Genomic DNA, 22,097 nt, shown 5'->3' with positions numbered 1-22,097 from the left:
CTACTCGACGAGCGCATCCGGCTTTCCCTTGCTGCGCGGCCGTTCCTCGACCATCTTGCCCCAGACGATCAATCTGTACTTACTGGTGAACTCCGGGGTACAGGTCGTGAGGGTGATGTAGCGGCCGGGCCGGGTGAAGCCGGAACCGGGCGGAACGGCGTTGAGAACGCTGGTATTGCTGGGCGAGGTGACCGGCAGCATCGAGGCCATCTTGTAGACGTAGTACTCGTCCTGGGTCTCTACGACGATCGCGTCACCGGGCTGCAAACGGTTGATGTACCGGAACGGTTCGCCGTGGGTGTTGCGGTGCCCGGCGAGTCCGAAGTTCCCGGTCTTGGCGTCCGGCATCGGAGTGGCGAGGGTGCCTTCGCCGTAGTGCCCGACCATCCCCTTGTCGAGGACCTTCTTGTTGCTGACGCCCTCGGCGATGGGGACGACGACGTCGAGCTTGGGGATGTGGAGGAGGGCGAACCCCTGCCCGGCGGAGAACGTGCCGGGAGCGCCCTTGCCGCTGGCCCAGTCCTTCTGGAGCTGGTCGGCCTCGCTGCCGGCCTGCGCGTGCGCGCGGACGTTGGTCCACCAGAGCTGGTAGCCGACGAACAGGAGCATGAGGACGCCGGTGGTGATGAACATCTCGCCGAGCGCGCGGCTGGCGAGGACGGCGGGGCTGGGCTTGCGCGCCTTCGCCTGGCGGCGGGCCTCGACGCGGGACAGCGGGCGGGCGCCCTGGCCGAGCGGCCGGGACTCCTCCGCCGGTGCGGCGACGACACGCCCGCGGCGGCCCTTGGCGGCCTTTCTGCGGGCCGCGCGTCCCCCGAGGGGGGCGAGAGAGCCGGGTGCGGCTGCCGTCCCCGCAGACGCGGATATGGGCTCACCGCCGTGGGGCTGCTCGGGTATCCGCAGGGCGACGGTCTCTTCGTCGAGGGGAGCGACGGGAACGCCGGCAGCCTCGTAGCTCTCCCCGCCGTACGGCCCCCCGGAGTCGTACGGAGCGGCCCCGTACGCCTCCTCGCGCTCCGGGCGCAGCGCGGTCACGCGGTGGCCCTGCCCACGACCGGCGCGAGGCCGGTGGATCTGGCGACGGCGTCCGTGTAGCCGCATTCGGCGAGCCAGTTGGCGAGCATCAGGTGGCCGTGCTCGGTGAGGACGGACTCGGGGTGGAACTGGACGCCCTCGACGGGGAGTTCGCGGTGGCGCAGGCCCATGATGATGCCGTCCTGGGTGCGCGCGGTGACCTCCAGCTCGGCGGGGACGGTCTGCGGCAGCGCGGCGAGCGAGTGGTACCGGGTCGCGGTGAACGGCGAGGGCAGGCCGGTGAAGACGCCGCGGCCCTCGTGCTCGACGAGGGACGTCTTGCCGTGCAGCAGCTCGGGCGCGCGGTCGACGACGCCGCCGTACGCGACCTGCATGGACTGCATGCCGAGGCACACGCCGAAGACGGGGACGCCGGTCGCGGCGCAGCGCCGGACCATGTCGATACAGACGCCGGCCTCCTCGGGCGTACCCGGGCCGGGCGACAGCAGGACGCCGTCGAAGCCGTCCTGCGCGTGGGCCGTGGAGACCTCGTCGTTGCGCAGGACCTCGCACTCGGCGCCCAGCTGGTACAGGTACTGGACCAGGTTGAAGACGAAGCTGTCGTAGTTGTCGACGACGAGAATGCGCGCGCTCACCGGGTTCCTCCGAGGATGCCCCGGCCTTCAGGCCGGGGTGGGGGCACCTCCCGCTTGCGGGGGAGAATCGGACTCCTGCGGAGCAGGATAGGGGTAACCGAATCGCCGTCAGGGCGATTCAGCGCCTGCCGCGGTGGCACGGTAGTCGCCCTCGACGCGGTGGAGGATCTCGGAGTTGAGTGACCGTCGGTTCGCCTTGGCCTGTGCTGTGAGCCAGGCGTGGAGGTCGGTGGGCAGGCGGAGCGTGATGCGGGTTTCTTCATGATTCATACTCCAATCCTAGTGGCAGAATGGTGGCATGACGACACGACAGCAGGCGAGTGAGGAGTCCGGGCACGCCCGGTACACCTACCGCCTCCGTGTGTCGTCCACCGCGCTCGCCGGACTCAATGCCGAGTGGGCGCGCTGCCGTTGGGTGTGGAACGAATGCGTGGCCATGTCCCGCAAGATCCACGGCATGAACAAGGACACTACGGAGAAGGCGACGTGCGGTCCGGCGCAGCTCGACAAACTGCTGACCGAGGCCCGCACCTCCATGGAGTGGCTGCGTGAAGGTGCTTCGGTGCCGCAGCAGCAGATCATCCGTGACTTCGGCAGGTCCCGCGCCAAGGCGTTGAAGGACATCAAGGCGGGGCTGCCGATGCGGCAGCGCGCCGGGATGCCCCGGATCAAGCGCAAGCGTGACGCTCTGCCGTCGATGAACTACACCCGGCGCGGGTTCCGGCTGAAGGACGGCCGCCTGCACCTCGCGGGCGGCATCAGCCTGACCGTGGTGTGGTCCCGCGACCTGCCCACCGACCCCACCTCGGTCCGGGTGTACCGGGACAGCCTCGGCCACTGGTACGCCTCGTTCGTCGTGAAGACCGCTGTCGAACCGCTGCCCGCGACGGGCCGGGCGATCGGTATCGACTGGGGCGTCAAGGAGACCGCCACCACCACCTCCGACGCGCACGACCTGCCACACGCCCAGCACGGGAAGACGGCCGCACGGAAACTCGCCCGGTACCAGAAGCAGATGGCCCGCCGGAAGCCCGCGCGCGGGAAAGCCGCGTCGAAGGGTTACCGGAAGGCGTCCCGCGCGGCGGCGAAGGTCCACAAGAAGGTCGCCCGGCAGCGGCAGGACACCGGCCGCAAGTGGGCGAAGAGGGTCGTGCGTGACTTCGACCAGCTCGCCGTCGAGGACTTCAGGCCGAAGTTCCTCGCGAAGTCGACGATGGCCCGCAAGGCCGCTGACGCAGCGATCGGCGCGACCAGGACCGCGCTGACCGAGATGGCCCGCAAACACGGCCGTATCGTGCACCTCGTGCACCCGGCCCACACCACGATGGACTGCTCCGAGTGCGGTGCGAGAACCAAGCACGCACTCCCCCTCTCCGAACGAACCTATACGTGCACCGCGTGCGGAGCCGTGTCCCCCAGGGACAAGAACTCCGCCCACGTGATGCTCGTCCGGGCTGGTCTCAACCCGGCTGGTGCTGATGGCGGAAGACCTCCGGGAGCGCCGCTCCCGCAGGCAGCCTGAGCCAGAAATCCCCCGCTTCAGCTGGGGGAGGATGTCAATGGTTGTCCACCGTCACATCGTTGAAGGGAAGCAGCGGTTCGGCCCACGGGAAGACGTACTGGAAGAGGACGTAGACGACAGCGAGGACCAGCACGATCGACACCAGTGCCTTGATCCACGCATTGCCTGGCAGATGCCGCCAGATCCAGCCGTACATGCCGTCCCTTCCGTCGTACCACGGCACCAGACTCACGCCGTACCGCACCAGACTAACGGCGCAGCGCCGGGGGCCTGCCTTCGTCCACAGGCGTCGTGGAGTCCAGGTGCGCCCAGACGACGAGCCGGTGGCTGTGGCCCCACTCCGGATCGCACGTGGTCAGCGTGAGGTACCGGCCCGGCGCCGTGTACCCCGACTTACGTGGCACAGGGGCGATCACCTCAACGTCGGTGGGTACGGTTTTGTAGGGCCCTTTGTCGATCCGATACGTGAACCAGGTGGTCCCGTCGCCGACCACGACCGCGTCACCCCGGCGCAGCTCGGGAAAGTCCTTGAACGGATCTCCGTACGTCCGCCGGTGCCCCGCGACGGCGAAGTTGCCGACGCCCCCGAGAACGGCGGTGTCCGCGTAGTGCCCGAGCCCCTTCTTCAGGGTCCCGACGGCGGTCCCTTCGAGGACGGGCTTGTTCCACGTGAAACCGAGCCGGGGGATGTACATGACGGCGAAGGGCTTGGCGCTCTTGTAGGGGTACGAGGGTGTCGAGGCGACCGGCGCCGGGCTCGACCAGCTGTGCTCCAGCGCGTCGATCTGCGCGGCCATGTCGTGGTCGGCGCGGACGCCGGTCCAGTACAGGACGTAGACCACGAAGAGGACGATCACCGCGCCCACGGTCACGCACAGCTCGCTGACGGTCCTGACGAACCCCCGCAAGGACACGGGACCCCCCGGTTACTCCACAGGCTCGGCGTAGTGCAGATCCACTGTGCCCGAGTAGCCGGGCAGCGTCACCGTGCCGTCGTCGGTGACTTTCCAGCCGAGGCCGTAGACGTCGACGTACACCCGGTAGTTCTGGATCGCCTTGGACGCGGCGAGGGCGTCCCTCAGCTTCCGGGGGTCGCCGACCGCCTGGATCTTGTACGGGGGCGAGTAGACGCGGCCCTGGAGGATCAGGGTGTTGCCGACGCAGCGGACGGCGCTGGTGGAGATGAGGCGCTGGTCCATCACCTTGATGCCCTGGGCGCCGCCCTGCCAGAGCGCGTTGACGACGGCCTGGAGGTCCTGCTGGTGGATGACCAGGTAGTCGGGCTGGGGGGCGGGGTAGCCGGGGAGTTTCGCGGTGGCGTTCGGCGGGGCGTCGTTGAGGGTGACGGTGAGGGCCTTGCCCTTGATCTCCTGGGTGCCGGCGCTGTGCTCCAGCGCGGCGAGTTTCCGGTCCTCGGTGGTGGAGCGTCCGGCGTCCGACGCGGCGAGTCTCTCGACCTCCTCGCGGCGGCGCGCGTTGGACTCGTCGACCTCGCCGTTCTTGCGGCTGCGCTGCTGGATGAGGTCGGAGAGCTTGAGGAGCGAGGCGTCCGTACGGATGTCGGTGCCCTTGGCGGTGTCGAAGCTGGTGAAGAAGATCAGGCCCGCGAGAGCGAAGACGCCGGCCGTCAGGAGACGCATCGGGCGGACCCGAACGGTACGACCGGGGGCGGAACCCGTTGAACCCGTCCCGGGGGAGTCGGCAGAATTGCTCAACGTACCGTTATCTCCTTCGGCGGCGTGGAAGCACTACGCTAACCGACGCCCGGGGGAGCGCTCCGTGTCCCCCTTGCCAGCAGGAGAGACCCTCGTGCCGAAGTCACGCATCCGTAAGAAGGCCGACTACACGCCGCCCACGGCGAAGCAGGCGACCGCGATCAAGCTGACCAGCCGGGGGTGGGTGGCACCGGTCATGCTCGCGCTGTTCCTCATCGGGCTGGCCTGGATCGTCCTCTTCTACGTGACCGACGGGGACCTCCCCCTCGACGCGTTGGGGAACTGGAACATCGTGGTCGGGTTCGGGTTCATCGCCGCCGGGTTCGGTGTCTCGACGCAGTGGAAGTGACGGGGTCCGGGGCCTAGTACCGGAGTTTTCCCCAGGGCTGTTCGGGGAGTTATCCACAGGCCAGGGCTCGTTGTCCACACGGTGGGGAAAAAGAACGACGATCTGTGGATAACTCCCAGGACGTTGACGCCGGTACGACGAACCCACAACCCCTCGAAAACGCGTACGCCCCCTGCCTGACCTGCTAGAACGCCGGTCGGAGACAGGGGGCGAACCCGTTCTTCCACAGGGTGCGCAGAGTGCGCTACAGACTGTGGACAACTCTGGGCTCAGGTGAGCTGAGAGGTTCTCAGGAGGGTCACGATCACGACTGCGGCGAGGACCAGTGCACAGGTGCCGTACTGGACGATCGTGCGCTTCTCGCGGGGCGCGTAGACCATGCCCGCGCCGATGATCACACCGGCGACCAGACCGCCGACGTGGGCCTGCCAGGCGATGCCGCTCCAGCCGAACGTGATGATGAGGTTGATCACCAAGATGGCGATCATGGGGCGCATGTCGTAGCGCTGGCGGCGCATGAGGACGGCCATGGCGCCGAAGACGCCGAAGATCGCGCCGGAGGCGCCGAGGGAGGCGGCTTGGGGCTCCGCGATCAGGTAGGTAAGGGCTGAGCCCGCCAGCCCGGAGACGAAGTACAGCGCGAGGTACCGGGCCCGGCCGAGCGCCGCCTCCAGCGGGCCGCCGATCCACCACAGGCTCAGCCCGTTGGAGAGGATGTGGATGTAACTGCCGTGCAGGAACATTGAGGTCACCAGCCGGTACCACTGGCCCTCGGCGACGCCCTGGAATCCGGTCGGGTCGATGTAGGGCACCCAGGCCCGGCCGATCAGGTCGAACCGGTCGGTGAAGACGTTCCCCTTGACCTGCTGGACGAGGAAGAGGACGGCGCAGATGCCGAGCAGGATCTTCGTCACCAGCCGGGGGTCCTCGGCGATGCTGCCGCCGGCGATCGTGCGCGGCCTGTTCGCGTCCGGCGCGTGCCCCGTACCCGAGCCGTTGCGCACGCACTCCGGGCACTGGAAGCCCACCGACGCGCTGACCATGCACTCCGGGCAGATCGGCCGCTCGCAGCGGGTGCAGCGCACGCCGGTCTCCCGGTCGGGGTGGCGGTAACACCCGGGCAGGCCGGGAGCCTCCTGACGTCCGCCGCCTTGCGCCTGGTCCACTGGTCCCCCTGGCTCGTCGTGTCTCGTCGCGGGTGGGTCTTGGGTGGGTCGTACACAATGCTTTGCCCCGCTCCTCCTGTTTCACGGACGAGCGGGGCCAAAGGTTCCCCGGAAGGGTCCGGGGGCGGGCTCAGCCCTGGGTGACGACGACGCTCTCGATGACGACGTCGTTCTTCGGACGGTCGTTGCGGCCGGTGTCGACCTTGGCGATCGCGTCGACGACCTCGGCGCCCTGGAGGACCTCACCGAAGATGGTGTGGCGGTTGTTCAGGTGCGGGGTGGGGCCGACGGTGATGAAGAACTGCGAGCCGTTGGTGCCCGGGCCGGCGTTGGCCATGGCCAGCAGGTACGGCTTGGAGAACTTCAGCTCGGGGTGGAACTCGTCCGCGAAGCGGTAGCCGGGGCCGCCGGTGCCGTTGCCCAGCGGGTCGCCGCCCTGGATCATGAAGCCGTCGATCACGCGGTGGAAGACCGTGCCGTCGTACAGCTTGTCCGTGGTCTTCTGGCCGGTCGTCGGGTTCACCCACTCCCGCGCGCCGGTGGCGAGTTCGACGAAGTTCGCGACCGTCTTGGGGGCGTGATCCGGGAAAAGCTTGATCACGATGTCGCCGTGGTTGGTCTTGAGGGTGGCGATGGTGTCGGCCACGGAAATGCCTTTCGTCGACTGCCTTCTTAACCCCCCGATCCTCGCACGCCCGCCCTTTCCCCGTCTCGCGGCGCCCTCCTGCGCGGGGAGCGGTTCCGTGGCATCGTCGACGGCATGCCCGATCGGCACCCGTATGCCCGCCCCCGCAGGCCCGATCCCACCGGAACAGGCATGATCCCCAATTGGGTGGACAGCCGACGAACAGCGATGGAACGTACGCCACCGAGGAGGAGGAACCCGTGACCCGCATCGACAGCGTGCGCGCCGCGACCGGCTCGGCGAAGGACAGCGTCCTGCACGCCGCGGAAGTGGTGGCGCCCTACGCCGACACGGCGAGGGAAAGGGCCGCGCACTACGCGCAGGAGGCGCGGGTACGGCTCGCGCCCAAGGTCTCCCAGGCCGCCGAGGAGGCGCGGGTACGGCTCGCGCCGAAAGTGTCCCAGGCCGCCGAGCAGGCCCGGGTCCAGTACGACGCGCACCTCGCGCCGCGCCTCGAACAGGCGCGGACCCATGTCCCGCCGAAGGTCGACCACGCGGCGCACGAGGCGGCGCTCCGTACGCGGGTCGCCGCGCGGCAGGCCGCGGAGTACTCGCGTCAGGCCGCCGACTACTCGCGTCCGCGCCTCGAACAGGCGGTGGCCGCGGCGGGGCCCGTCCGTGACGAGGCGGCCTCTCGCGGTGCCGCCGCCCTCGCCGCCCTGCGCGGTCAGGTGACCCCGGCCCAGATCGACCGCCTGGTCCGCGCGAACCGCCGCCGCGCCCGTGCGGGGCGTGCCGTCAAGGGGCTCGCGGTCTTCGGCGTCCTCGCCGGGGGCACGTACGCCGTCTGGCGCTGGTGGGAGCGGCAGGCCAACCCGGACTGGCTGGTCGAACCCCCGGCCGCGACGGAGGTTCCGGCGCCGGGTGGGTTGAAGTCGGTGGACGACACCGGGCTCGATCCCGAGGTCGAGGCGAAGGAGGCCGAGGCCGCGCAGGACGAGGCCCAGGCCCAGCAGAAGAAGCACGGCTGACCGAGCCGGGCGGAACGGTGGGGCGGGCGACATGATCAAGTCGCCCGCCCCATCGCCATGTTTCACGTGAAACGGGACTACGTGGCTTCGGGCGCCGGGATCTGGTTGTCGACCGGGTCGTGGGAGGTGGGGCCTACGCCGACCACGAGGATGCAGTCGGGGCAGGCGTAGAGGGTGACGCCGGGGCCGCTGGCGCGTTCGATGTGGCGGCATGCGACGGGGGCGAGGGTCCAGCGGTCGCAGCGGCAGCAGTGGGCACCGAAGGGGGCCGGAGGGTCGCTGGTCAGGGCGTCGCGGTTCATACGCCCGCCTCCGCCGGGTGAGCGCCGTCGTAGGTGTAGGGGTGGTCGATGCCCATCGTGGCGAGGGCTGCGGCGAGGCGGCGTTCGCGTTGGAGGTGGAGTTCGAGGGTGGCCGTCTCCTGCTGGCGGAGGAGAGCGGCGGCTTCCTCTTTTGTGGGGCTGGTCCAGGGGCGGGACCAGGGGTTGACGGGGGCGGGGCCGGGGGCGGTGGGCCGGGCGGAGAGGTACGTGGCGGTGTGGCGGCCGGGGCGGTGGCGAGGGGTGAGGATGAGGAGGGCCCAGGCCAGGGCACGGGCGATAGCATCGCGCATACGTCGGTCAGCTCCTTACAAGCTGTCTTGGCGAGCCCCGGGTAGACCGCTTAGGACCGGTCCGCTCGGGGCGCTTTCATGTGCCCGACAGTAGAGCAACCGGTATAGGTCGGTCTAGGCATGTTTAATTTTGGCTAGATTGTGTGCGCGGGGTGGTGGGTTGTCTACGCTTCTGTGCATGGCAGCGCGTGAGATCGATCCCCGGGCCCCGGAGCCCCCGTACCGGCAGATCGCCGCCTACCTGGCTGCGGAGATCAAGAGCGGCGAGCTCGCGCCGGGGCGGCCCCTGCCGTCCGAGAAGGAGCTGACCGAGCGGTACGGGGTCGCCCGGAACACCGCGCGGTCGGCTCTCACTGTGCTGCGGGACCAGGGGCTCATCTACACCGTGCCGAGCCGGGGGTCCTACGTGGTCGAACCTGCGGACGGCACTTAGCTCTCGCCTCAGGACTGATCCGGTGCGAAGTACGTGTCCGACAGGAAGATGCCGGGAAACGTACCCGGCCCATGCCGGGCGTCGAGCCAGGTGCTCAGGCGCTGTACGTCGCCGCTGATCATCGCGCGCAGCAGGTGACCGTGCAGTTCCCCTTCCTCCCCGAGCCCGAACTCCGTGAGGAACTGGGCGTACTTGAGGTTCACCCCGGACTCGTACCGGTGCAGCGCATCGGCGTACCGGGCTGCCTCGTCGTCGGCGTCGAGAGCGGTGTCCGCATCCTCGGGGGTCAGCGTCCCCGTGCTGTCGCGGAACGCGAGCCGTCCCAAGGGGTCGTCGGGCTCGTACAGCCCGGCGCTCCGCGCGGTCTCGTGGGTGAGGCGGCGGGCTTCCCTGTCGCAGGCGCCTTCCATCACCACGCCGACGTTCCGCGTCCAGGGGGTGTCCTGCGGGTCTGCCGACGAGTACGAACGGCCGTTGGTGCGGCGGAAGTTGATGCCGTACTGGGTGCGTGTCGGTCGGCCGCCGATGTCCACGTACTGGCGGCGGGAGCCGTAGTGGAGGCAGTCGTGGGCGTATGCGCGGAGCAGGTCGAGGAGGGCGAGTTCCGGGTGGAGCGGAAGAGCGGTTCCCAGGGGGCCGTACATCGTGATGACCGACACCATCTGGAGGTGGCGGTAGCCCTGGTCGGGGTGGTGGAAGCCGCCGAACGTCCCCGCCGAGGCCGACTTCGCCCCCACCAACACCCTGGACAGCGGAAGGAGTTGGGAGAGTCCCAGTTCGGTATACCGGTGGCGGATGGTCTCGTACCCACTGTGGAACACGTCCGTGGGGACACCCGACGCCCGCCAGTGGGCCAGGCGTTCGGGTGCCGGGCGGAAGGTGAGGTTCGGGTGCCGGATCGTCAGGGTGGACGGGTCCGTGCGCAGAGCGAGCAGAGCGGTCACGGTCTTCGCCCCCGTGACGCCTTCGTTGGGAGCCAGCAGGGTCAGGATGGAGTGGTGCTCCTGATGAGCTGCCGGTGGGAGTCCTGCATCCCCTCCGGCAGCGAGTCCGGGTCGAACCACTGAGCCTCCAGGATCTCGAATTTGTCGATCTTCAGCGTTCCGCCGCCGACGTGGAGGGCTTCGTAGGCCACTTCCACCCGGAGCTGGTAGCCGCTCGTCACGGTCAGCAGGCGGCCCGGTACGACGTCCAGTCCGGTCTCCTCCTTCACCTCCCGGACGATGGTCAGGGGGAACTCCTCGCTCTTGATCGCGTACCCGGTGGGGAGACCCCAAGGACGCTCGGGGGGCCACATCCGGTGCTTGAGCAGGAGTACTTGGCCCGCCTCGTTCCGTACGACCCCTGTGACGCCGACCATGAACTTGGCGTGGGCGAACCACAGAATCCGCCACTGCAACGGGCCTCGGATGAGCCGCCACAAGCGGGCTACGAGTCGCTTCACGGGGTGCCTTTCGCTTTGGTTCTCGGGTACGCCGGTCCGCGCGCCCTCGGTGATCGGCTCAACTCTGGCAGCCGTCTCACCCGGGGTGCGCCTGCTGCTGGTGACGGCGCATCAGGACGTTGACGTCCGTCTCCTTGCTGCCGTCGTACACGGCGCGCGCCGCTTTGCGCTGTTCGACGAACTCGGCGCACACGGAGCATTCGGCAACCGGGGCGGGCGGGGTCATCCCGAACAGCGAGTCCATGGCGGGCTGTTGGTTGACCGGGGTCTGGGGGTCACGGTCCATGGCCGTCGGCTCCTTCGTGGTTGTCGTGGATCTCGGCCCACACCTCCTTGGCCCAGAGCCGCTTGCCCGAGCCGTGCAGGTCGTAGCCCCAGCGGTCGGCGACCGAGTCGACGAGACGCAGGCCACGGCCCGACTCGTCGTCGTCATCGGCCCGGCCGAGGGCGGGCAGGCGCGACGGCTCGCGGTCCACGATCCCGAACCGCACCCCCGCCGAGGCCGACCGTCTGATGACGAGGCGGATCTCGGCGCAGGAGGTGTGCCGGGTCGCGTTCGCGATCAGCTCCGTGACGATCAGTTCGGCGCGGTCGGCCATGCGGTCGAGGCGCCATACGGCCAGGACCTGCCGGACGAGCTTGCGGGCCGCCTGCGCGGTGGCCGGCTCGCAGGGGAAGCTCTGGCTGTAGGCGGGGGAGCCGGTGGAGGCGGCCTGAACTGACGTACTGAGACTCGTCATTGCGGTGAGCCTTCGGGTTGTCGCGGTGCGTGACGAACAGACAACTCCCTTTTTGAGTACGACGGTTAGGGCAATCGGGGGCTCGTACCGCCGGATCGCCTAGGGCGATTTGACCTCCCCGTCGCCTGACGGACGGTGCCTGTGAGGGCTACCTTGCGTGCATGAACTGCACGCGCAACGTGGTTCTTGAGGCGTGGATGGCTGAACACGGTTACAGCTCCAACCGCCTTGCCGACGCGGTGAACAAGGCCGTCGAGCAACTCACCGGGCGGCCCGGCGGCTTGGACGGATCATCGGTACGGGACTGGAAGGCGGGGCGAGTCAAGTGGCCCAAGTCAGCAACCCGTAAGGCACTTGAGAGTGTGACGGGGCTTTCCGCCGTCGCCTTAGGGTTCGTGCCACGTGGCCGGAAGCAGGCTGTCCCAGCCTCACCGCAACAGGAGGACCCCGACATGAAACGTCGCACCCTTGTCGGCGGCATCGCGGCTGCCGTCGCAGCAGCCACGCCCGGCGCCGCGTCACCACGCCGTATCGGCATGAGCGACGTCGACCGCCTCCAGCAACGCTTTACCGAGATCATCGCCAGCGACCACCGCCACGGCGGCCAACTCGGCATCGAACAACGCGCCGCCGCGCTCGCGGACGAGGCGCTGAACCTCCAGAACGCGGGGAGCGCGAGCCAACGCGTACGGAGCAACCTCTACGCCTGCGCTGCGTCGTTCCGCTCCTCCGCGATGTGGGCCGCGATCGACGGCCGCCGGTACGAGGACGCGAAGGCGCACATGCGCGAGGCACAGACCCTCGCGGAGATGTCCGGCGACCAGGCGATCAAGTTCCGGATCTGGAGCCATGCGGGGACGTTGTACCGGCACATGGGGCGCCCCGCCGACGCGCTCGCGGCGAACGATGTGGCGCGGAACCTGCACGTCACGCGCCGAGATCCGATGTTCGCCTCCCTCGGGCTGGCCCGAGAGGCTGCCATCCACGGCACGGCACAGGACCACAGAGCCACTCGCCGAGTACTGGACCAGTCCCAGGACGCCATGCTCCGGGCCGCCCAGGACGCTTACCGGCCGGTCTGGCTGCTCGCCTTCTACGACCAGGCCGAGTTGGACTCGCTGGCCCTGTCGGCATATCTGTCGCTGGGCGACTACCAGATGGCCGAGTTCCATGCGCACCGCAGTCTGTCCACCCTGCGACCCCACATGGCCCGGTCGCGGGCGATCACCACGACGCGGCTCGCGCACGCTCAACTCGCGCAAGGCGACGCCGACGCCGCCACGTCCACCGCGATGACGGTCCCCGCCGACGCCGCCACCCAACACGCGCGGGTCTCCCGCATGTTGCAGGAGTTCGGGGCTGCGTTGCGCGCAACTGCACCCGGCAACAGCAACGTGCAGATCTGGACTGCGCACACTGCCACTTGGAGCATTCCCAACCCCGATGCCAAGCCTTGATCGTAATACCTCAAAACCTGGTACCCACAAGGGGATTGAGGTCGATTGCCAAGGTGGCAGGACTTCCCTCAGCCTCAGACCGAATCAAGAAAGGTATGGGCTCAATGGCAACGACATCTGATATCAAACTGCACACATTCACCACGCTCGACCCCATCCGCAGTGACCTTCTCGACGTCTACGCCGATGTACGCGCTCCACTTCTTCATCTACCGAACTACGCAGTCACAGCCTTCGGAGAACGTCTGGACCGACACGGCGCCGATCCAGGCTTCGCAGCTGTCCTCGCCTACGCCGGCGACCACCCGATCGGCTACGCCTACGGCAACACCATCGAGCACGGCAACCGCTACTGGCAGCGCATCACCCCACCCCCACCGGCGCAGTACACCGAACATCCAGCCCTGGCCCTGAAGGAGATCGGCGTACGTCTCGCCTGGCGCGGCACCGGAACCGCACTCCGCATCCACGACACCCTCCTCACCGCCCGCCAGGAGCCGTACGTGACGCTCATGGTCAACTCCGCCGCCGGAGACGGAAAGGTCCACGCACTCTATGAGTCCTGGGGGTACGAAGACATAGGCCAGAGCCAGCCGTCCCCGGCGTCGCCGCTCCTCACCGTGATGATCCGCACCATCGATGGGAGATCCCGGTGATTCATGACCGGCCGAGGCCGAATGGATCGCTTCACCGATCCACCGGTACCCCAGCCGTCCACTTCGGCTCTGGTAGTCCGATGCCCACGCCCGACTGCTGACGGGCGTGGGCTAGTGTGCGGCGCTTGAGAAGGCCGCGCCTACGACTTCAGCGCCATCAGTCAGCTCGAAGGATAAGCCGACGCGATGTTCAGCGTCTCCTCACGCATCAGCTCCCGCGCACACCCGCATGGCTGCCGCAGGTAGACCGAGATGATGTTGCCGAAGATGTCTGTGTCGGAGGAATCGACGTATCGGAAGCGGCGCCCTCCGCACGACTGGCAGGAGTATGCCGAGTCGTCGCCCCGGGAGAAGGCTTCACCAGCGTGGACTCCACCCACACAGAGGTCACGTTCTGAACGACCGCAGCCCCTGCAAAGTCCACACACGATGTCCAGGAGCACAGGGCGGTCAAGGTGTTCGGCGCGCACCATCTCGCGCTCTCCCTGTTTGCTACCGCGCCCTTCACATCCGGAGCACGGCTGACTGTCGCCCAGTTCCGGCGCGGGGATGTCGAAGACGTACAACTTCGGTTGCCCTGACGCAGACTTCGCGACGGCTCGGACGGCGGCCTGGTGACCTTCGCCGGTTGCCCGACGCCGCTCACGGACCGCATTCTTCCGAGCGCGATTCTTTACCACGAATTCCCGCATTCCGGCGCTTGTCCCGTGACCTGCACGCCTGATCGGAAAAGCGTTTCGGTTTGGGTCGCTTTGTTGATGCGAAGCACCTTCGGGCCGTTATCACCGAACGCTCACGGGCCGTTCGGCAGGGCCGCAGCCGCTGCGACGAAGCGGCTGGGCTCATGACTATAGCGGCTTACCGCACCAACTCAGGCCGGAATAACCGAAATCCCAGCTCCCCTCGATGAGCCGGACGTTGTACGTGTCGTTGAACTGGAGCGTCTCGATGAGCAACCCGGTGGGGATCCGCTCCCGTCCGGCCATCTTCTGCCGGTCCAGGACGCGTGAGGTCTGCCGCGTGTCCGATACGACGGTCCCGGGGACACCCGTCACGGACTCGTCCGCGCCGACGCACACCCGCACGAACACCGTCGACCTCAGGCACACCAGCGCGGTGAACGCGCTCAGCCAGGCCATCCGGTGCACCCGGCGCCGGGACGGCATCAGCAGGGCCGTCGCTACGAGCACCAGCCCGGCGACCCCGCAGCCGACGACCACCGCCCATCCGCCCTGCCTGCGCCTGGAGCGCCCGGACAGGATCGTGCAGCCCGGCGGCGGCCACCGCGCAGACGACGAGCAGGGCGGCACCGAGAACGGCACAGGCAGGGCGTATCGCTTGTTTGAAGAAGAGGGGCACTTCCCCGCCTGACCCCCGTCCCCCACCCCAGCGCCCCGCCATGTTTCACGTGAAACCGCTCTCCACAGAGTCACGCCTTCCCCGCGGACGGCTCCGTGCTCCTGATCAGCTCCCGGTGGGAGTCCTGCATCGCCGTCGGCAGTTCGTCCGGGTCGAACCAGCGGGCTTCCAGGATCTCGAACGGGTCGATCTTCAGCGTGCCGCCGGTGTGCCGGGCCTCGTACGCCACTTCCACCCGGAGCCGGTAGCCGCTGGTCAGCTTCAGCAGGCGGCCCGGTACGACGTCCAGCCCGGTCTCCTCCTTCACCTCCCGCACGACGGTCAGCGGGAACTCCTCCCCCTTGTTCGCGCAGCCGGTGGGCAGGCCCCAGGGGTGTTTCGGGTGCCACAGCCGGTGCTTGAGCAGGAGTATCTGTCCCGCGTCGTTCCGCACGACCCCCGTCACCCCGACCATGAACTTGGCGTGGGCGAGCCACAGGATCCGCCACTGCCAGGATCCTCGGATGAGCCGCCACAGCCTGGCGACGAGTCGCTTCACGGGGTGCCTTCCGTCTCGGTTCCCGGGCACGCCGACCACGCACCCACGCCGATCACCCCAACTCTGCCAGCCTCAGAGGTGGTTCATCCCCACTACGGTGGTCGAGCAGCGTCTCGGAAAGCGGGGGAATCCATGCGCGACCACCAGCAACCGGTGTCCTGGGGCGAGGCCGCCCTCGTCACCCTCGGTGGGTTCGCCGTCATCGCGGCGACCGCCGGCATCCTGAGCCTGTTCGGCGACGAGACCGGCATGCTCGCCTACCCCGTGACGCTGCTGCTGATGCGGTGGTTCTTCGCGCGGCACAGGTTCTGGGGAGCCGGGGTGGTGGCGGGGGTCGCCGGGGTGGTCGTCATGGTCCCGCTCCTCGAACCCCTGCGGGACCAGTTCGGCAGATCGTTCGCGGATTCCCTCACTCTCGCATCATGCCTGCTCAGCGCCGTGATCGTGTTCAAGCTGACCGCCCGCCCGCGCAGGCGCAAGCTGACCCTTCCGCGCTGAACTTGCCGCGCGGCAAGGAGAGATACGGTAAAGTTCTTTACCGAATACTTACGACCGTCGGGGAGAGGGGGCGTACTCATGTACCAGGGCATCCGTGCCGTACGTGTCGACAACGCCGCCCGCGACGGCGTTCCTGATACCGGCCGCAGCCTCTAGCGCTGCCCGCCCCCGGCCCGACGTACCGATCACCGCGTACCGACCCCGGGCCCGCCGACAACACCCCATCACCTTCACGTACGTACGACGCGCGCGCCCGCCCCCGGGGCGGCGCCGCGTCGGCACAGACGCCCGCGACCTGAACCGAATCGACGGAGGTCAGACGCCCGTGCACGACACGACCGCCATGCTCATCGAACTCGGGGCGATCATTCTCGCCCTGGGCCTGCTCGGACGCCTCGCCGGGCGGATCGGGTTCTCGCCGATCCCTCTCTACCTGCTCGGCGGACTCGCCTTCGGGCAGGGCGGGTTGCTGTCGCTGGAGGCGAGCGAGGGGTTCATCGCGACCGGCGCCGAGATCGGCGTGATCCTGCTGCTGCTCATGCTGGGACTGGAGTACAGCGCGTCCGACCTGGTCACCACGTTGAAGACCCAATACCCGTCCGGCGCCGTCGACTTCGTGCTCAACGCGACCCCCGGCGCCGCGCTGGCGCTGCTCCTCGGCTGGGGCCCCGTCGCGGCGGTCGCCCTCGCCGGTGTCACCTGGATCTCGTCGTCCGGCGTCATAGCGAAGGTCCTCGGCGAACTGCGCCGCCTCGGCAACCGGGAGACCCCGGTCGTGCTCGGAATCCTGGTCCTTGAGGACCTCGCGATGGCGGTCTACCTCCCGATCCTCACGGCCGTCCTGGCCGGCGTCAGCCTCGCGGGCGGCGCGCTCACGCTGCTGATCTCGCTGGGTACGGTCGGGGCGGTGCTGTACGTCGCGCTGCGCCACGGGCGTCTCGTCAGCCGCGCGGTCGCCTCCGACAGCGCCGAGTTGCTGCTGCTCGTCGTCCTCGGCCTGACGCTGCTGGTCGCCGGGATCGCGCAGCAGCTCCAAGTGTCCGCCGCCGTAGGGGCGTTCCTCGTGGGGATCGCGCTGTCGGGGGAGGTCGCGGAGGGCGCGGGCAACCTCATCACCCCGCTGCGGGACCTCTTCGCCGCCGTGTTCTTCGTCTTCTTCGGCCTGCACACGGACCCCTCGGCGATCCCGCCGGTCCTGGTACCCGCGCTCGCGCTCGCGCTGGTCACCACCGGTACGAAGATCGCCACCGGCTACTGGGCCGCCCGCCGCGCGGGCATCTCCGTCCCGGGACGCTGGCGGGCCGGTGGAGTCCTCGTCGCACGCGGCGAGTTCTCCATCGTCATCGCGGGCCTCGCGGTCGGGGTGGAACCCCGCATCGGCCCCCTGGCCACGGCATACGTCCTGATCCTGGTCCTCCTCGGCCCCCTCACCGCCCGCTGGACGGAACCCCTGGCACGGCGCCTCACGAGGACGGCGGCGGTGGGGCGTACGCGGCAGAGGGAGGCGGCGCATGCGGGCGGCTGAGACGACCGGGACGGCGACGAGGGCGGGGAGGCCGACGATGGGCGGGACGGACGCGGAGGCGGGGACGCGGCGGACGACGGCCGGGGCGGACGCTCAGCGGAGGGCGCGGCGGACGACGGCCGGGGCGGGGGCCAGGGCCGGTGCGACCCCCGGGAACGGAACCGGCGTCCGGGGAGCGGCGTCCGGGGCGGGTGCCGTCGCGCTCGGCGCCGAGACCGCTCGCCGGCCCGACGGCTCCCGGGCCCTCCACCTCGGCCACGCCGGGCACGGCCCCCTGCATCCGTACGGCCCCGCCGAGCGTCGTACGCAACAGGCGATCAGGGAGGGGGCGTACGGCGTGGACGGGGCTGGGGGGACGGCCGGGTACGTCGAGGGGTTCGCGGAGATTCTCGCGGACGCGGTGAGCACCGGACGGCGGCTGACGCGCGGGGAGTTGGAGTCGCGGCGGGCGCTGGGGGCGCGCGCGGCGGAGGCCGGGGCGGCGTGGCGACCGCTCGTGCGGGCGTACTTGAGCGCGGGGCGGGAACACCGGCCCGTCGGCGCGGACTTGGACGACGTGCTCGGTGTCCTGGAACAGGCCGTCGACGCGTTCTCCGACGGGTACGAGCGGGCCCAGCGGCTCGTGGTGCGCAAAGAGGAGGCCGCCCGGCGGGAGTTCATCGACGACCTGCTCGCCGGTCACGGCGACCCGGGCCAACTCGCCGCCCGCTCCGAGCGGTTCGGCCTCCGGCTGTCCCGCGCGCACGCGGTCGCGGCGGCGGCGGGACCGGAGGCGTACGACGAGTCCGACTCCGTACCCCGGCAGGTGGCCGCCGAGTTGTTCACCCGCTTCGAGAACCGGCGCATCCTGTTCACCACCAAGGACGGACGGATGGTGTGCGTCGCGCCGGGCGACCAGGAGGACGTACTCGTCCACTTCGCGAAGCTCGTGCACGCGGTGACCGGTGGCGCCGGGCAGGTCGCGGTGGGGCGGACGCGTACGGGGGCGGTGGGCATCGGGCACTCCTACGAGGAGGCGCTGAACGCCCTCGACGTCGCCCAGCGCATGGGGTTCGACGACCCGTTGCTGCGCGCCGCCGATCTCCTCGTCTTCCCCGTGCTCGCGCGCGACCGGCAGGCGCTGATGGATCTCGTCCACCACACGCTGGCCGCGCTGGAACAGGCGCGCGGCGGGGCGCAGCCGCTGCTGGACACGCTGACCGTGTACTTCGACACGGGGTGCGTCGCCGCCGCTGCCGCGCGTGAACTCTCGCTGAGCGTACGGGCGTTGACGTACCGCCTCGAACGCATCCACACCCTCACCGGCGTCGACCCCGCCGACCCCGCGCACCGCTATACCCTCCAGACCGCCGTCATCGGGGCGAGGTTGCTCAACTGGCCGTCCAGGCCGCTGAGCTGAGAACCGGGTGGGAGAATTCCGGGGGTCCCGCGCGGCGTAGGGCGGGACGGAGGAGGAGCGTCGGCATGGTCGAGTGGAGCGACTTCGGTACGGGCGGCGTACGGCCCGTGCCCCAACCGGTGGCCACGCCCCTGGTCTGGGCGGGCGCCTTCGCCGGAGCGCTCCTGCTGGTCGGGGTCCTCAACACGACCGTCGGCATGGACCGCCCGCACCTCGCTCTCCTCGCGCTGTCCGCACTCGCCGCGGTCCTCGGCCTGTGCGCCCGCTTCACCGCCGCGCCGGGGACGGCCGCCCTGTGCTGGCTCTTCCTCAACGGCTTCGCGATCCCGCCCGCCGGGACCCTGACCTGGGCGGTGTCGCGGGACGCGCTGTGGCTGGCGTGTCTGCTGGGGGCTGCGCTGGCGGGGACGGCGCTGGCTCGGGTGGTGGACGCGCGGGCGGCTTATCGGCGGGTGTCGGGGGGCTGGGAGGAGTGAGGGGCGGCTTATCGGCGGGTGTCGAGGGGCCGGGAGGAGTGAGGGGCGGCTCGGGCGTCGGGCCCTGACTTCCGCTCCGTTGCGGCGGCTGGGGCCCCGTCGGGGGTGGCCTCCGCCGATCGGGGGTAAAGCGGGGGCTTGCGGCGTGGGGGTTTGGGGTGGGTGGGAGGGATGCGGTAGGGGCCGCGTTCTAGGAGGTGCTGGATGAGGCAGAGCGGACGGTGGCTGTCCGGGGTGGTGGGGGTGTTGTGTGCTGTCGGGGTGGTGGCGGCTCCGGCAGGGGCCGCGCCTGCTGCTTGTGCTGCTGGCACTGGGCCCTATCAGCGGCAGCTTGAGCGGCATTTGGGGTTGGTGGTGGATGGGTGGGAGTCCGTGGGGGACTGTCGGGCTATTCGGGGGTTTCAGGGGAGGAACGGGGTCACGCCGGCCGATGGGTATGCCGGGTTGGGGACTTATCGGATGATGCTGGTGGTGGAGGCTGCCCGGAATCCTAATGTCGGGGGGAAGTGTCCGGTGCGGAAGTATCGGGTGGCTTGTGTGGATCTGACGCGGCAGTTGATGTGGGTGCAGAGCGGGAAGCGGGTTGTTTATAAGCCTGTTCCCGTTCGGTCGGGGAGAGATGGATATGAGACTCGGGTGGGGTGGCATCGGGTTTACTGGCGGGATCGGGATCATTACTCCAGTCTTTACGACGGGGCCCCTATGCCGTATTCACAGTTCTTTGACGGGGGGCAGGCTTTTCATGGGACGTATGGGGATCTGTTCGCCGGGGGGTCTCATGGGTGTGTGAATCTGCGGCTTGCCGATGCTCGGCGGTTGTGGGGTGTGCTGGCGTTGGAGGACGCCGTTTTTGTTTACGGCGTGAAGCCCGGGACCGCGCGGAACGTGCCGTATGTGGTGCCGGTGCCCAGCGGGGATCCCGCGCCGGTCACCGAGGTCGGGCCGCCGCCGAATCCTGATCCTGAATGAGGGGGCGGGTGTGGTGGGCACAGGCCGTGTGCGTGTGTCTGGTGGTGCTGGCCGGGGCCGGGGAGGCGGGGGCCGTGGCCGGGGTGAGTTGTACGTCGGGGAAGAAAGGGCTCGCGGCGAAGGTGCGGAGCGGGATCGCGGAGGCGTTGGAGGGGCGGCGGGGGACGGTCGCCGTGGCGGTGCACGATCGGGGGAGCCGGACGTGGTGTGCGCTGCGGAGTGCGTACGCGTTCGACGCGGCCAGCGTGGTGAAGGTGACGGTGCTGGGGACGTTGTTGTGGGACGCCCAGCGGAATGAGCGGGAGCTCACCGAGGAGGAGAAGGAGCTGGCCGCCTCGATGATCACCCGGTCGGGGAATTCGGCGACCAATACGTTGTGGAATCAGCTCGGGGTGCGGAGAGTACGGGGGTTCCTGGAGGCGGCGAAGATGACGCAGACCGAGCCGAATCCGTACGGTTACTGGGGGCTGACGCAGATCACCGCGCGGGATCAGCAGAGGCTGACGGAGCTGCTGGTCCAGCAGAACGACGTACTGGACGTGACCTCACGGTCGTACATGCTGGAATTGATGGGGAAGGTGGTGAAGTCGCAGAGGTGGGGGACCAGCAAAGGGGCGCCTGGATCCGTGCGGGTGCACATAAAGAACGGGTGGCTTCAGCGGGCCAGTCTGGGGTGGCGGGTGCATAGCAGTGGGGTGTTTGTCGGGGGTGGGCAGACGTACACCATTACCGTGCTCACGCAGGGGAACGCGAGTATGAAATACGGGGTGGCCACTATCGAGCGGGTCGCTCGGGCCGTGCATGCGGCGTTGGGCGGACAGGGGTAGCGAGGCGGGTCACCGGGGGACGTGCCACCACTGGTCGTCGTACTGCTCTCCGCAGGAGATCTGGGCCGTGGGGCTGTTCGGGTCGGCTCCCTGGGCCATCAGGCATTTCGCGTTGGCCATGTTGCGGAGCATGAAGTGGCCCGCCCGGTCGCCGGTTCCCCAGAGGACTTGCCAGTGGGCGTCCGGGCTTGTGGTGCAGGGGAGTTGGGGGACCGGGGCGGAGTTCTCCGTGCCGGTGGTGGTGAGGCAGCGGTCGCTGTGGGTGGTGCGCAGGGAGCGGGCCTCGCTGTTGTCGTGGCTGGTGGGGAGGGTCCAGGTGCGGTCGGGGGTGGCCGTGCAGGTCGCGAGGACGGGGACGAGGCCGGACGCTGTGCCGGGGGCGCGGAGGCAGAGGCCGCTGCCGTCGTTCACCAGGCGGCCGGTGAGGTCGGTGTCCGTACGGGTCTCCGCAGCCGAACGCGTCGGTTCCGTGGGGGTGTTGGCCGCCGTGTCCTTCTCGCTGGAGCCGCCGCTCATCAGTACGACCGCCAGGGTCGTGCCGAAGACGATGCCGACGACGCAGACCGCGAGGATGGTCATGCGGTTGTCGTGCACGTTGATCTGGAGGTTGCCTGAGCCCTCCTGTACGGCTCCCGGGCCGTGGAAGGTGCTCTTTCCGCGCCGCTTCACCGACGCGGACCGAACCTGTTCACCTGGATGTTGCCGTTGCCGTGCTGGATGGCGGCGTCGCCGAGGAAGAGGTGTCCGTGGGTGCCGGTGAACTCTCGTACGAGGGCTTTCAGTTGGGCTTCCAGCGTGGCTCGCTCCGGCGGGGGCAGTTCCTCCAGCAGGTCGCCTGTTCGCGTACGCCAGACCGCGTCCGCGCCTTCACCCCTCCCTGCCGTCACGTCGTCCGCCGTGCGGTCGAGGCGTTCCCCTTGTGCCGCTTCCCGCTCCGCGTCCCCCCGCCCCAACGTCCTTGCGAGCCGTGCCCTGAACGTCGTCCACGCGTCCGTCCCTGCGGCCTGCGCGACCGCCGCTCCCACGGACGCGGCCAGCGCCAGGGTTGCCTCGTCCAGCATGCCGTTTCCCCTTTGTCGTGGGCG

The 22,097-nt window shown here is 69.3% G+C and carries 29 protein-coding genes and 1 pseudogene; 12 read left to right on the top strand and 18 right to left on the bottom strand.

Annotation, left to right across the window (positions count from 1 at the left end; genetic code table 11):
* The 3 genes from ACQCO7_RS21975 to ACQCO7_RS21965 form a co-directional block, all read right to left on the bottom strand.
* The gene (locus ACQCO7_RS21975) at positions 1–1,035 is read right to left on the bottom strand and encodes a class E sortase (RefSeq protein WP_464073449.1); all 1,035 of its coding nucleotides are present in this window, start codon (positions 1,033–1,035) and stop codon (positions 1–3) included.
* Positions 1,032–1,670, bottom strand: coding sequence for an aminodeoxychorismate/anthranilate synthase component II (locus tag ACQCO7_RS21970; protein WP_464073448.1), 639 nt, complete (start codon positions 1,668–1,670; stop codon positions 1,032–1,034). The genes ACQCO7_RS21975 and ACQCO7_RS21970 overlap by 4 nt, the downstream gene beginning before the upstream one ends.
* Before the next feature lie 108 nt (positions 1,671–1,778).
* Positions 1,779–1,940: an Arc family DNA-binding protein gene (locus ACQCO7_RS21965; RefSeq protein WP_464073447.1), complete on the bottom strand. Its 162-nt coding sequence runs from the start codon at positions 1,938–1,940 to the stop codon at positions 1,779–1,781.
* A gap of 28 nt (positions 1,941–1,968) precedes the next feature.
* Between ACQCO7_RS21965 and ACQCO7_RS21960 the strand changes: the two genes are divergently transcribed.
* Positions 1,969–3,192 (top strand): RNA-guided endonuclease InsQ/TnpB family protein, encoded by a 1,224-nt coding sequence (locus tag ACQCO7_RS21960; RefSeq protein WP_464073446.1) that lies wholly within the window; start codon positions 1,969–1,971, stop codon positions 3,190–3,192.
* Positions 3,193–3,226: 34 nt separating this feature from the next.
* Here the strand turns inward: ACQCO7_RS21960 and ACQCO7_RS21955 are convergent, their stop codons facing one another.
* From ACQCO7_RS21955 to ACQCO7_RS21945, 3 genes are read right to left on the bottom strand one after another with little or no spacing between them, the layout of a single operon-like run.
* Complete coding sequence (locus ACQCO7_RS21955; protein ID WP_464077446.1) at positions 3,227–3,424, bottom strand: hypothetical protein; 198 nt, start codon at positions 3,422–3,424, stop codon at positions 3,227–3,229.
* A gap of 16 nt (positions 3,425–3,440) precedes the next feature.
* Positions 3,441–4,100 (bottom strand): class E sortase, encoded by a 660-nt coding sequence (locus ACQCO7_RS21950; protein WP_464077264.1) that lies wholly within the window; start codon positions 4,098–4,100, stop codon positions 3,441–3,443.
* An 18-nt stretch (positions 4,101–4,118) separates the two neighbouring features.
* The gene (locus ACQCO7_RS21945) at positions 4,119–4,907 is read right to left on the bottom strand and encodes a DUF881 domain-containing protein (RefSeq protein ID WP_464073445.1); all 789 of its coding nucleotides are present in this window, start codon (positions 4,905–4,907) and stop codon (positions 4,119–4,121) included.
* Positions 4,908–5,001: 94 nt separating this feature from the next.
* Here ACQCO7_RS21945 and crgA point away from each other — a divergent pair, with 94 nt between their 5' ends.
* Positions 5,002–5,256 carry a cell division protein CrgA gene (crgA, locus tag ACQCO7_RS21940; protein WP_010350707.1) on the top strand — a complete coding sequence of 85 codons (255 nt, stop codon included), beginning with the start codon at positions 5,002–5,004 and terminating at the stop codon, positions 5,254–5,256.
* A gap of 269 nt (positions 5,257–5,525) precedes the next feature.
* Here crgA and ACQCO7_RS21935 read toward each other — a convergent pair whose 3' ends face one another.
* Together ACQCO7_RS21935 and ACQCO7_RS21930 are read right to left on the bottom strand one after the other, a co-directional pair.
* Complete coding sequence (locus tag ACQCO7_RS21935; RefSeq protein WP_464073444.1) at positions 5,526–6,422, bottom strand: rhomboid family intramembrane serine protease; 897 nt, start codon at positions 6,420–6,422, stop codon at positions 5,526–5,528.
* 130 nt (positions 6,423–6,552) lie between these two features.
* Positions 6,553–7,068, bottom strand: a complete 516-nt coding sequence (locus ACQCO7_RS21930) for a peptidylprolyl isomerase (protein ID WP_464073443.1) — start codon at positions 7,066–7,068, stop codon at positions 6,553–6,555.
* A gap of 239 nt (positions 7,069–7,307) precedes the next feature.
* Between ACQCO7_RS21930 and ACQCO7_RS21925 the strand changes: the two genes are divergently transcribed.
* The gene (locus ACQCO7_RS21925; protein ID WP_464073442.1) at positions 7,308–8,078 is read left to right on the top strand and encodes a DUF5324 family protein; all 771 of its coding nucleotides are present in this window, start codon (positions 7,308–7,310) and stop codon (positions 8,076–8,078) included.
* A 77-nt stretch (positions 8,079–8,155) separates the two neighbouring features.
* Here the strand turns inward: ACQCO7_RS21925 and ACQCO7_RS21920 are convergent, their stop codons facing one another.
* Both ACQCO7_RS21920 and ACQCO7_RS21915 read right to left on the bottom strand, forming a co-directional pair.
* On the bottom strand, positions 8,156–8,380 hold the full coding sequence (locus tag ACQCO7_RS21920; RefSeq protein WP_464073441.1) for a hypothetical protein: 225 nt from the start codon (positions 8,378–8,380) through the stop codon (positions 8,156–8,158).
* Entirely contained in the window at positions 8,377–8,691 is a 315-nt protein-coding gene (locus ACQCO7_RS21915; RefSeq protein WP_464073440.1) for a hypothetical protein, read from the bottom strand. The genes ACQCO7_RS21920 and ACQCO7_RS21915 overlap by 4 nt, the downstream gene beginning before the upstream one ends.
* Before the next feature lie 178 nt (positions 8,692–8,869).
* Here ACQCO7_RS21915 and ACQCO7_RS21910 point away from each other — a divergent pair, with 178 nt between their 5' ends.
* Positions 8,870–9,124: a GntR family transcriptional regulator gene (locus ACQCO7_RS21910; RefSeq protein WP_464073439.1), complete on the top strand. Its 255-nt coding sequence runs from the start codon at positions 8,870–8,872 to the stop codon at positions 9,122–9,124.
* 8 nt (positions 9,125–9,132) lie between these two features.
* Here ACQCO7_RS21910 and ACQCO7_RS21905 read toward each other — a convergent pair whose 3' ends face one another.
* The 4 genes from ACQCO7_RS21905 to ACQCO7_RS21890 all read right to left on the bottom strand — a co-directional run bounded on the left by ACQCO7_RS21905 (position 9,133) and on the right by ACQCO7_RS21890 (position 11,308).
* On the bottom strand, positions 9,133–10,068 hold the full coding sequence (locus ACQCO7_RS21905; protein ID WP_464073438.1) for a hypothetical protein: 936 nt from the start codon (positions 10,066–10,068) through the stop codon (positions 9,133–9,135).
* A gap of 41 nt (positions 10,069–10,109) precedes the next feature.
* A complete protein-coding gene (locus ACQCO7_RS21900; RefSeq protein ID WP_464073437.1) occupies positions 10,110–10,568 on the bottom strand; it encodes an NUDIX domain-containing protein in 459 nt (152 codons plus the stop codon).
* A 76-nt stretch (positions 10,569–10,644) separates the two neighbouring features.
* Positions 10,645–10,854: a hypothetical protein gene (locus tag ACQCO7_RS21895; RefSeq protein WP_464073436.1), complete on the bottom strand. Its 210-nt coding sequence runs from the start codon at positions 10,852–10,854 to the stop codon at positions 10,645–10,647.
* Positions 10,844–11,308 carry an ATP-binding protein gene (locus ACQCO7_RS21890; protein ID WP_464073435.1) on the bottom strand — a complete coding sequence of 155 codons (465 nt, stop codon included), beginning with the start codon at positions 11,306–11,308 and terminating at the stop codon, positions 10,844–10,846. The genes ACQCO7_RS21895 and ACQCO7_RS21890 overlap by 11 nt, the downstream gene beginning before the upstream one ends.
* A gap of 161 nt (positions 11,309–11,469) precedes the next feature.
* Here ACQCO7_RS21890 and ACQCO7_RS21885 point away from each other — a divergent pair, with 161 nt between their 5' ends.
* Positions 11,470–12,765 (top strand): XRE family transcriptional regulator, encoded by a 1,296-nt coding sequence (locus tag ACQCO7_RS21885; RefSeq protein WP_464073434.1) that lies wholly within the window; start codon positions 11,470–11,472, stop codon positions 12,763–12,765.
* 104 nt (positions 12,766–12,869) lie between these two features.
* Positions 12,870–13,421: a GNAT family N-acetyltransferase gene (locus ACQCO7_RS21880; RefSeq protein ID WP_464073433.1), complete on the top strand. Its 552-nt coding sequence runs from the start codon at positions 12,870–12,872 to the stop codon at positions 13,419–13,421.
* 848 nt (positions 13,422–14,269) lie between these two features.
* Here ACQCO7_RS21880 and ACQCO7_RS21875 read toward each other — a convergent pair.
* Together ACQCO7_RS21875 and ACQCO7_RS21870 are read right to left on the bottom strand one after the other, a co-directional pair.
* The gene (locus ACQCO7_RS21875) at positions 14,270–14,743 is read right to left on the bottom strand and encodes a hypothetical protein (RefSeq protein ID WP_464073432.1); all 474 of its coding nucleotides are present in this window, start codon (positions 14,741–14,743) and stop codon (positions 14,270–14,272) included.
* Between the two features lie 107 nt (positions 14,744–14,850).
* Positions 14,851–15,318 carry an NUDIX domain-containing protein gene (locus ACQCO7_RS21870; RefSeq protein WP_464073431.1) on the bottom strand — a complete coding sequence of 156 codons (468 nt, stop codon included), beginning with the start codon at positions 15,316–15,318 and terminating at the stop codon, positions 14,851–14,853.
* A 132-nt stretch (positions 15,319–15,450) separates the two neighbouring features.
* Between ACQCO7_RS21870 and ACQCO7_RS21865 the strand changes: the two genes are divergently transcribed.
* From ACQCO7_RS21865 to ACQCO7_RS21840, 6 genes and pseudogenes are all read left to right on the top strand, one after another.
* Positions 15,451–15,816 (top strand): hypothetical protein, encoded by a 366-nt coding sequence (locus ACQCO7_RS21865; protein WP_464073430.1) that lies wholly within the window; start codon positions 15,451–15,453, stop codon positions 15,814–15,816.
* A gap of 325 nt (positions 15,817–16,141) precedes the next feature.
* Positions 16,142–17,341: a cation:proton antiporter gene (locus tag ACQCO7_RS21860; RefSeq protein WP_464073429.1), complete on the top strand. Its 1,200-nt coding sequence runs from the start codon at positions 16,142–16,144 to the stop codon at positions 17,339–17,341.
* A 337-nt stretch (positions 17,342–17,678) separates the two neighbouring features.
* On the top strand, positions 17,679–18,740 hold the full coding sequence (locus ACQCO7_RS21855; RefSeq protein ID WP_464077263.1) for a PucR family transcriptional regulator: 1,062 nt from the start codon (positions 17,679–17,681) through the stop codon (positions 18,738–18,740).
* 65 nt (positions 18,741–18,805) lie between these two features.
* Complete coding sequence (locus ACQCO7_RS21850; protein WP_464073428.1) at positions 18,806–19,216, top strand: hypothetical protein; 411 nt, start codon at positions 18,806–18,808, stop codon at positions 19,214–19,216.
* 204 nt (positions 19,217–19,420) lie between these two features.
* Positions 19,421–20,095: pseudogene (locus tag ACQCO7_RS21845) on the top strand (L,D-transpeptidase); the annotation flags it as partial.
* 86 nt (positions 20,096–20,181) lie between these two features.
* Entirely contained in the window at positions 20,182–21,012 is an 831-nt protein-coding gene (locus ACQCO7_RS21840; protein WP_464073427.1) for a serine hydrolase, read from the top strand.
* Positions 21,013–21,021: 9 nt separating this feature from the next.
* On the opposite strand, the gene ACQCO7_RS21835 is transcribed toward ACQCO7_RS21840, so the two are convergent.
* Together ACQCO7_RS21835 and ACQCO7_RS21830 are read right to left on the bottom strand one after the other, a co-directional pair.
* The gene (locus ACQCO7_RS21835; RefSeq protein WP_464073426.1) at positions 21,022–21,681 is read right to left on the bottom strand and encodes an RICIN domain-containing protein; all 660 of its coding nucleotides are present in this window, start codon (positions 21,679–21,681) and stop codon (positions 21,022–21,024) included.
* Entirely contained in the window at positions 21,678–22,073 is a 396-nt protein-coding gene (locus ACQCO7_RS21830; protein ID WP_464073425.1) for a hypothetical protein, read from the bottom strand. The genes ACQCO7_RS21835 and ACQCO7_RS21830 overlap by 4 nt, the downstream gene beginning before the upstream one ends.
* Between the last annotated feature and the right edge of the window lie 24 nt (positions 22,074–22,097).

Source organism: Streptomyces saintjeani, from assembly GCF_055409605.1.
The sequence above is the reverse complement of the archived record's forward strand: the minus strand, read 5'-3'. Positions and strand labels throughout refer to the sequence as shown.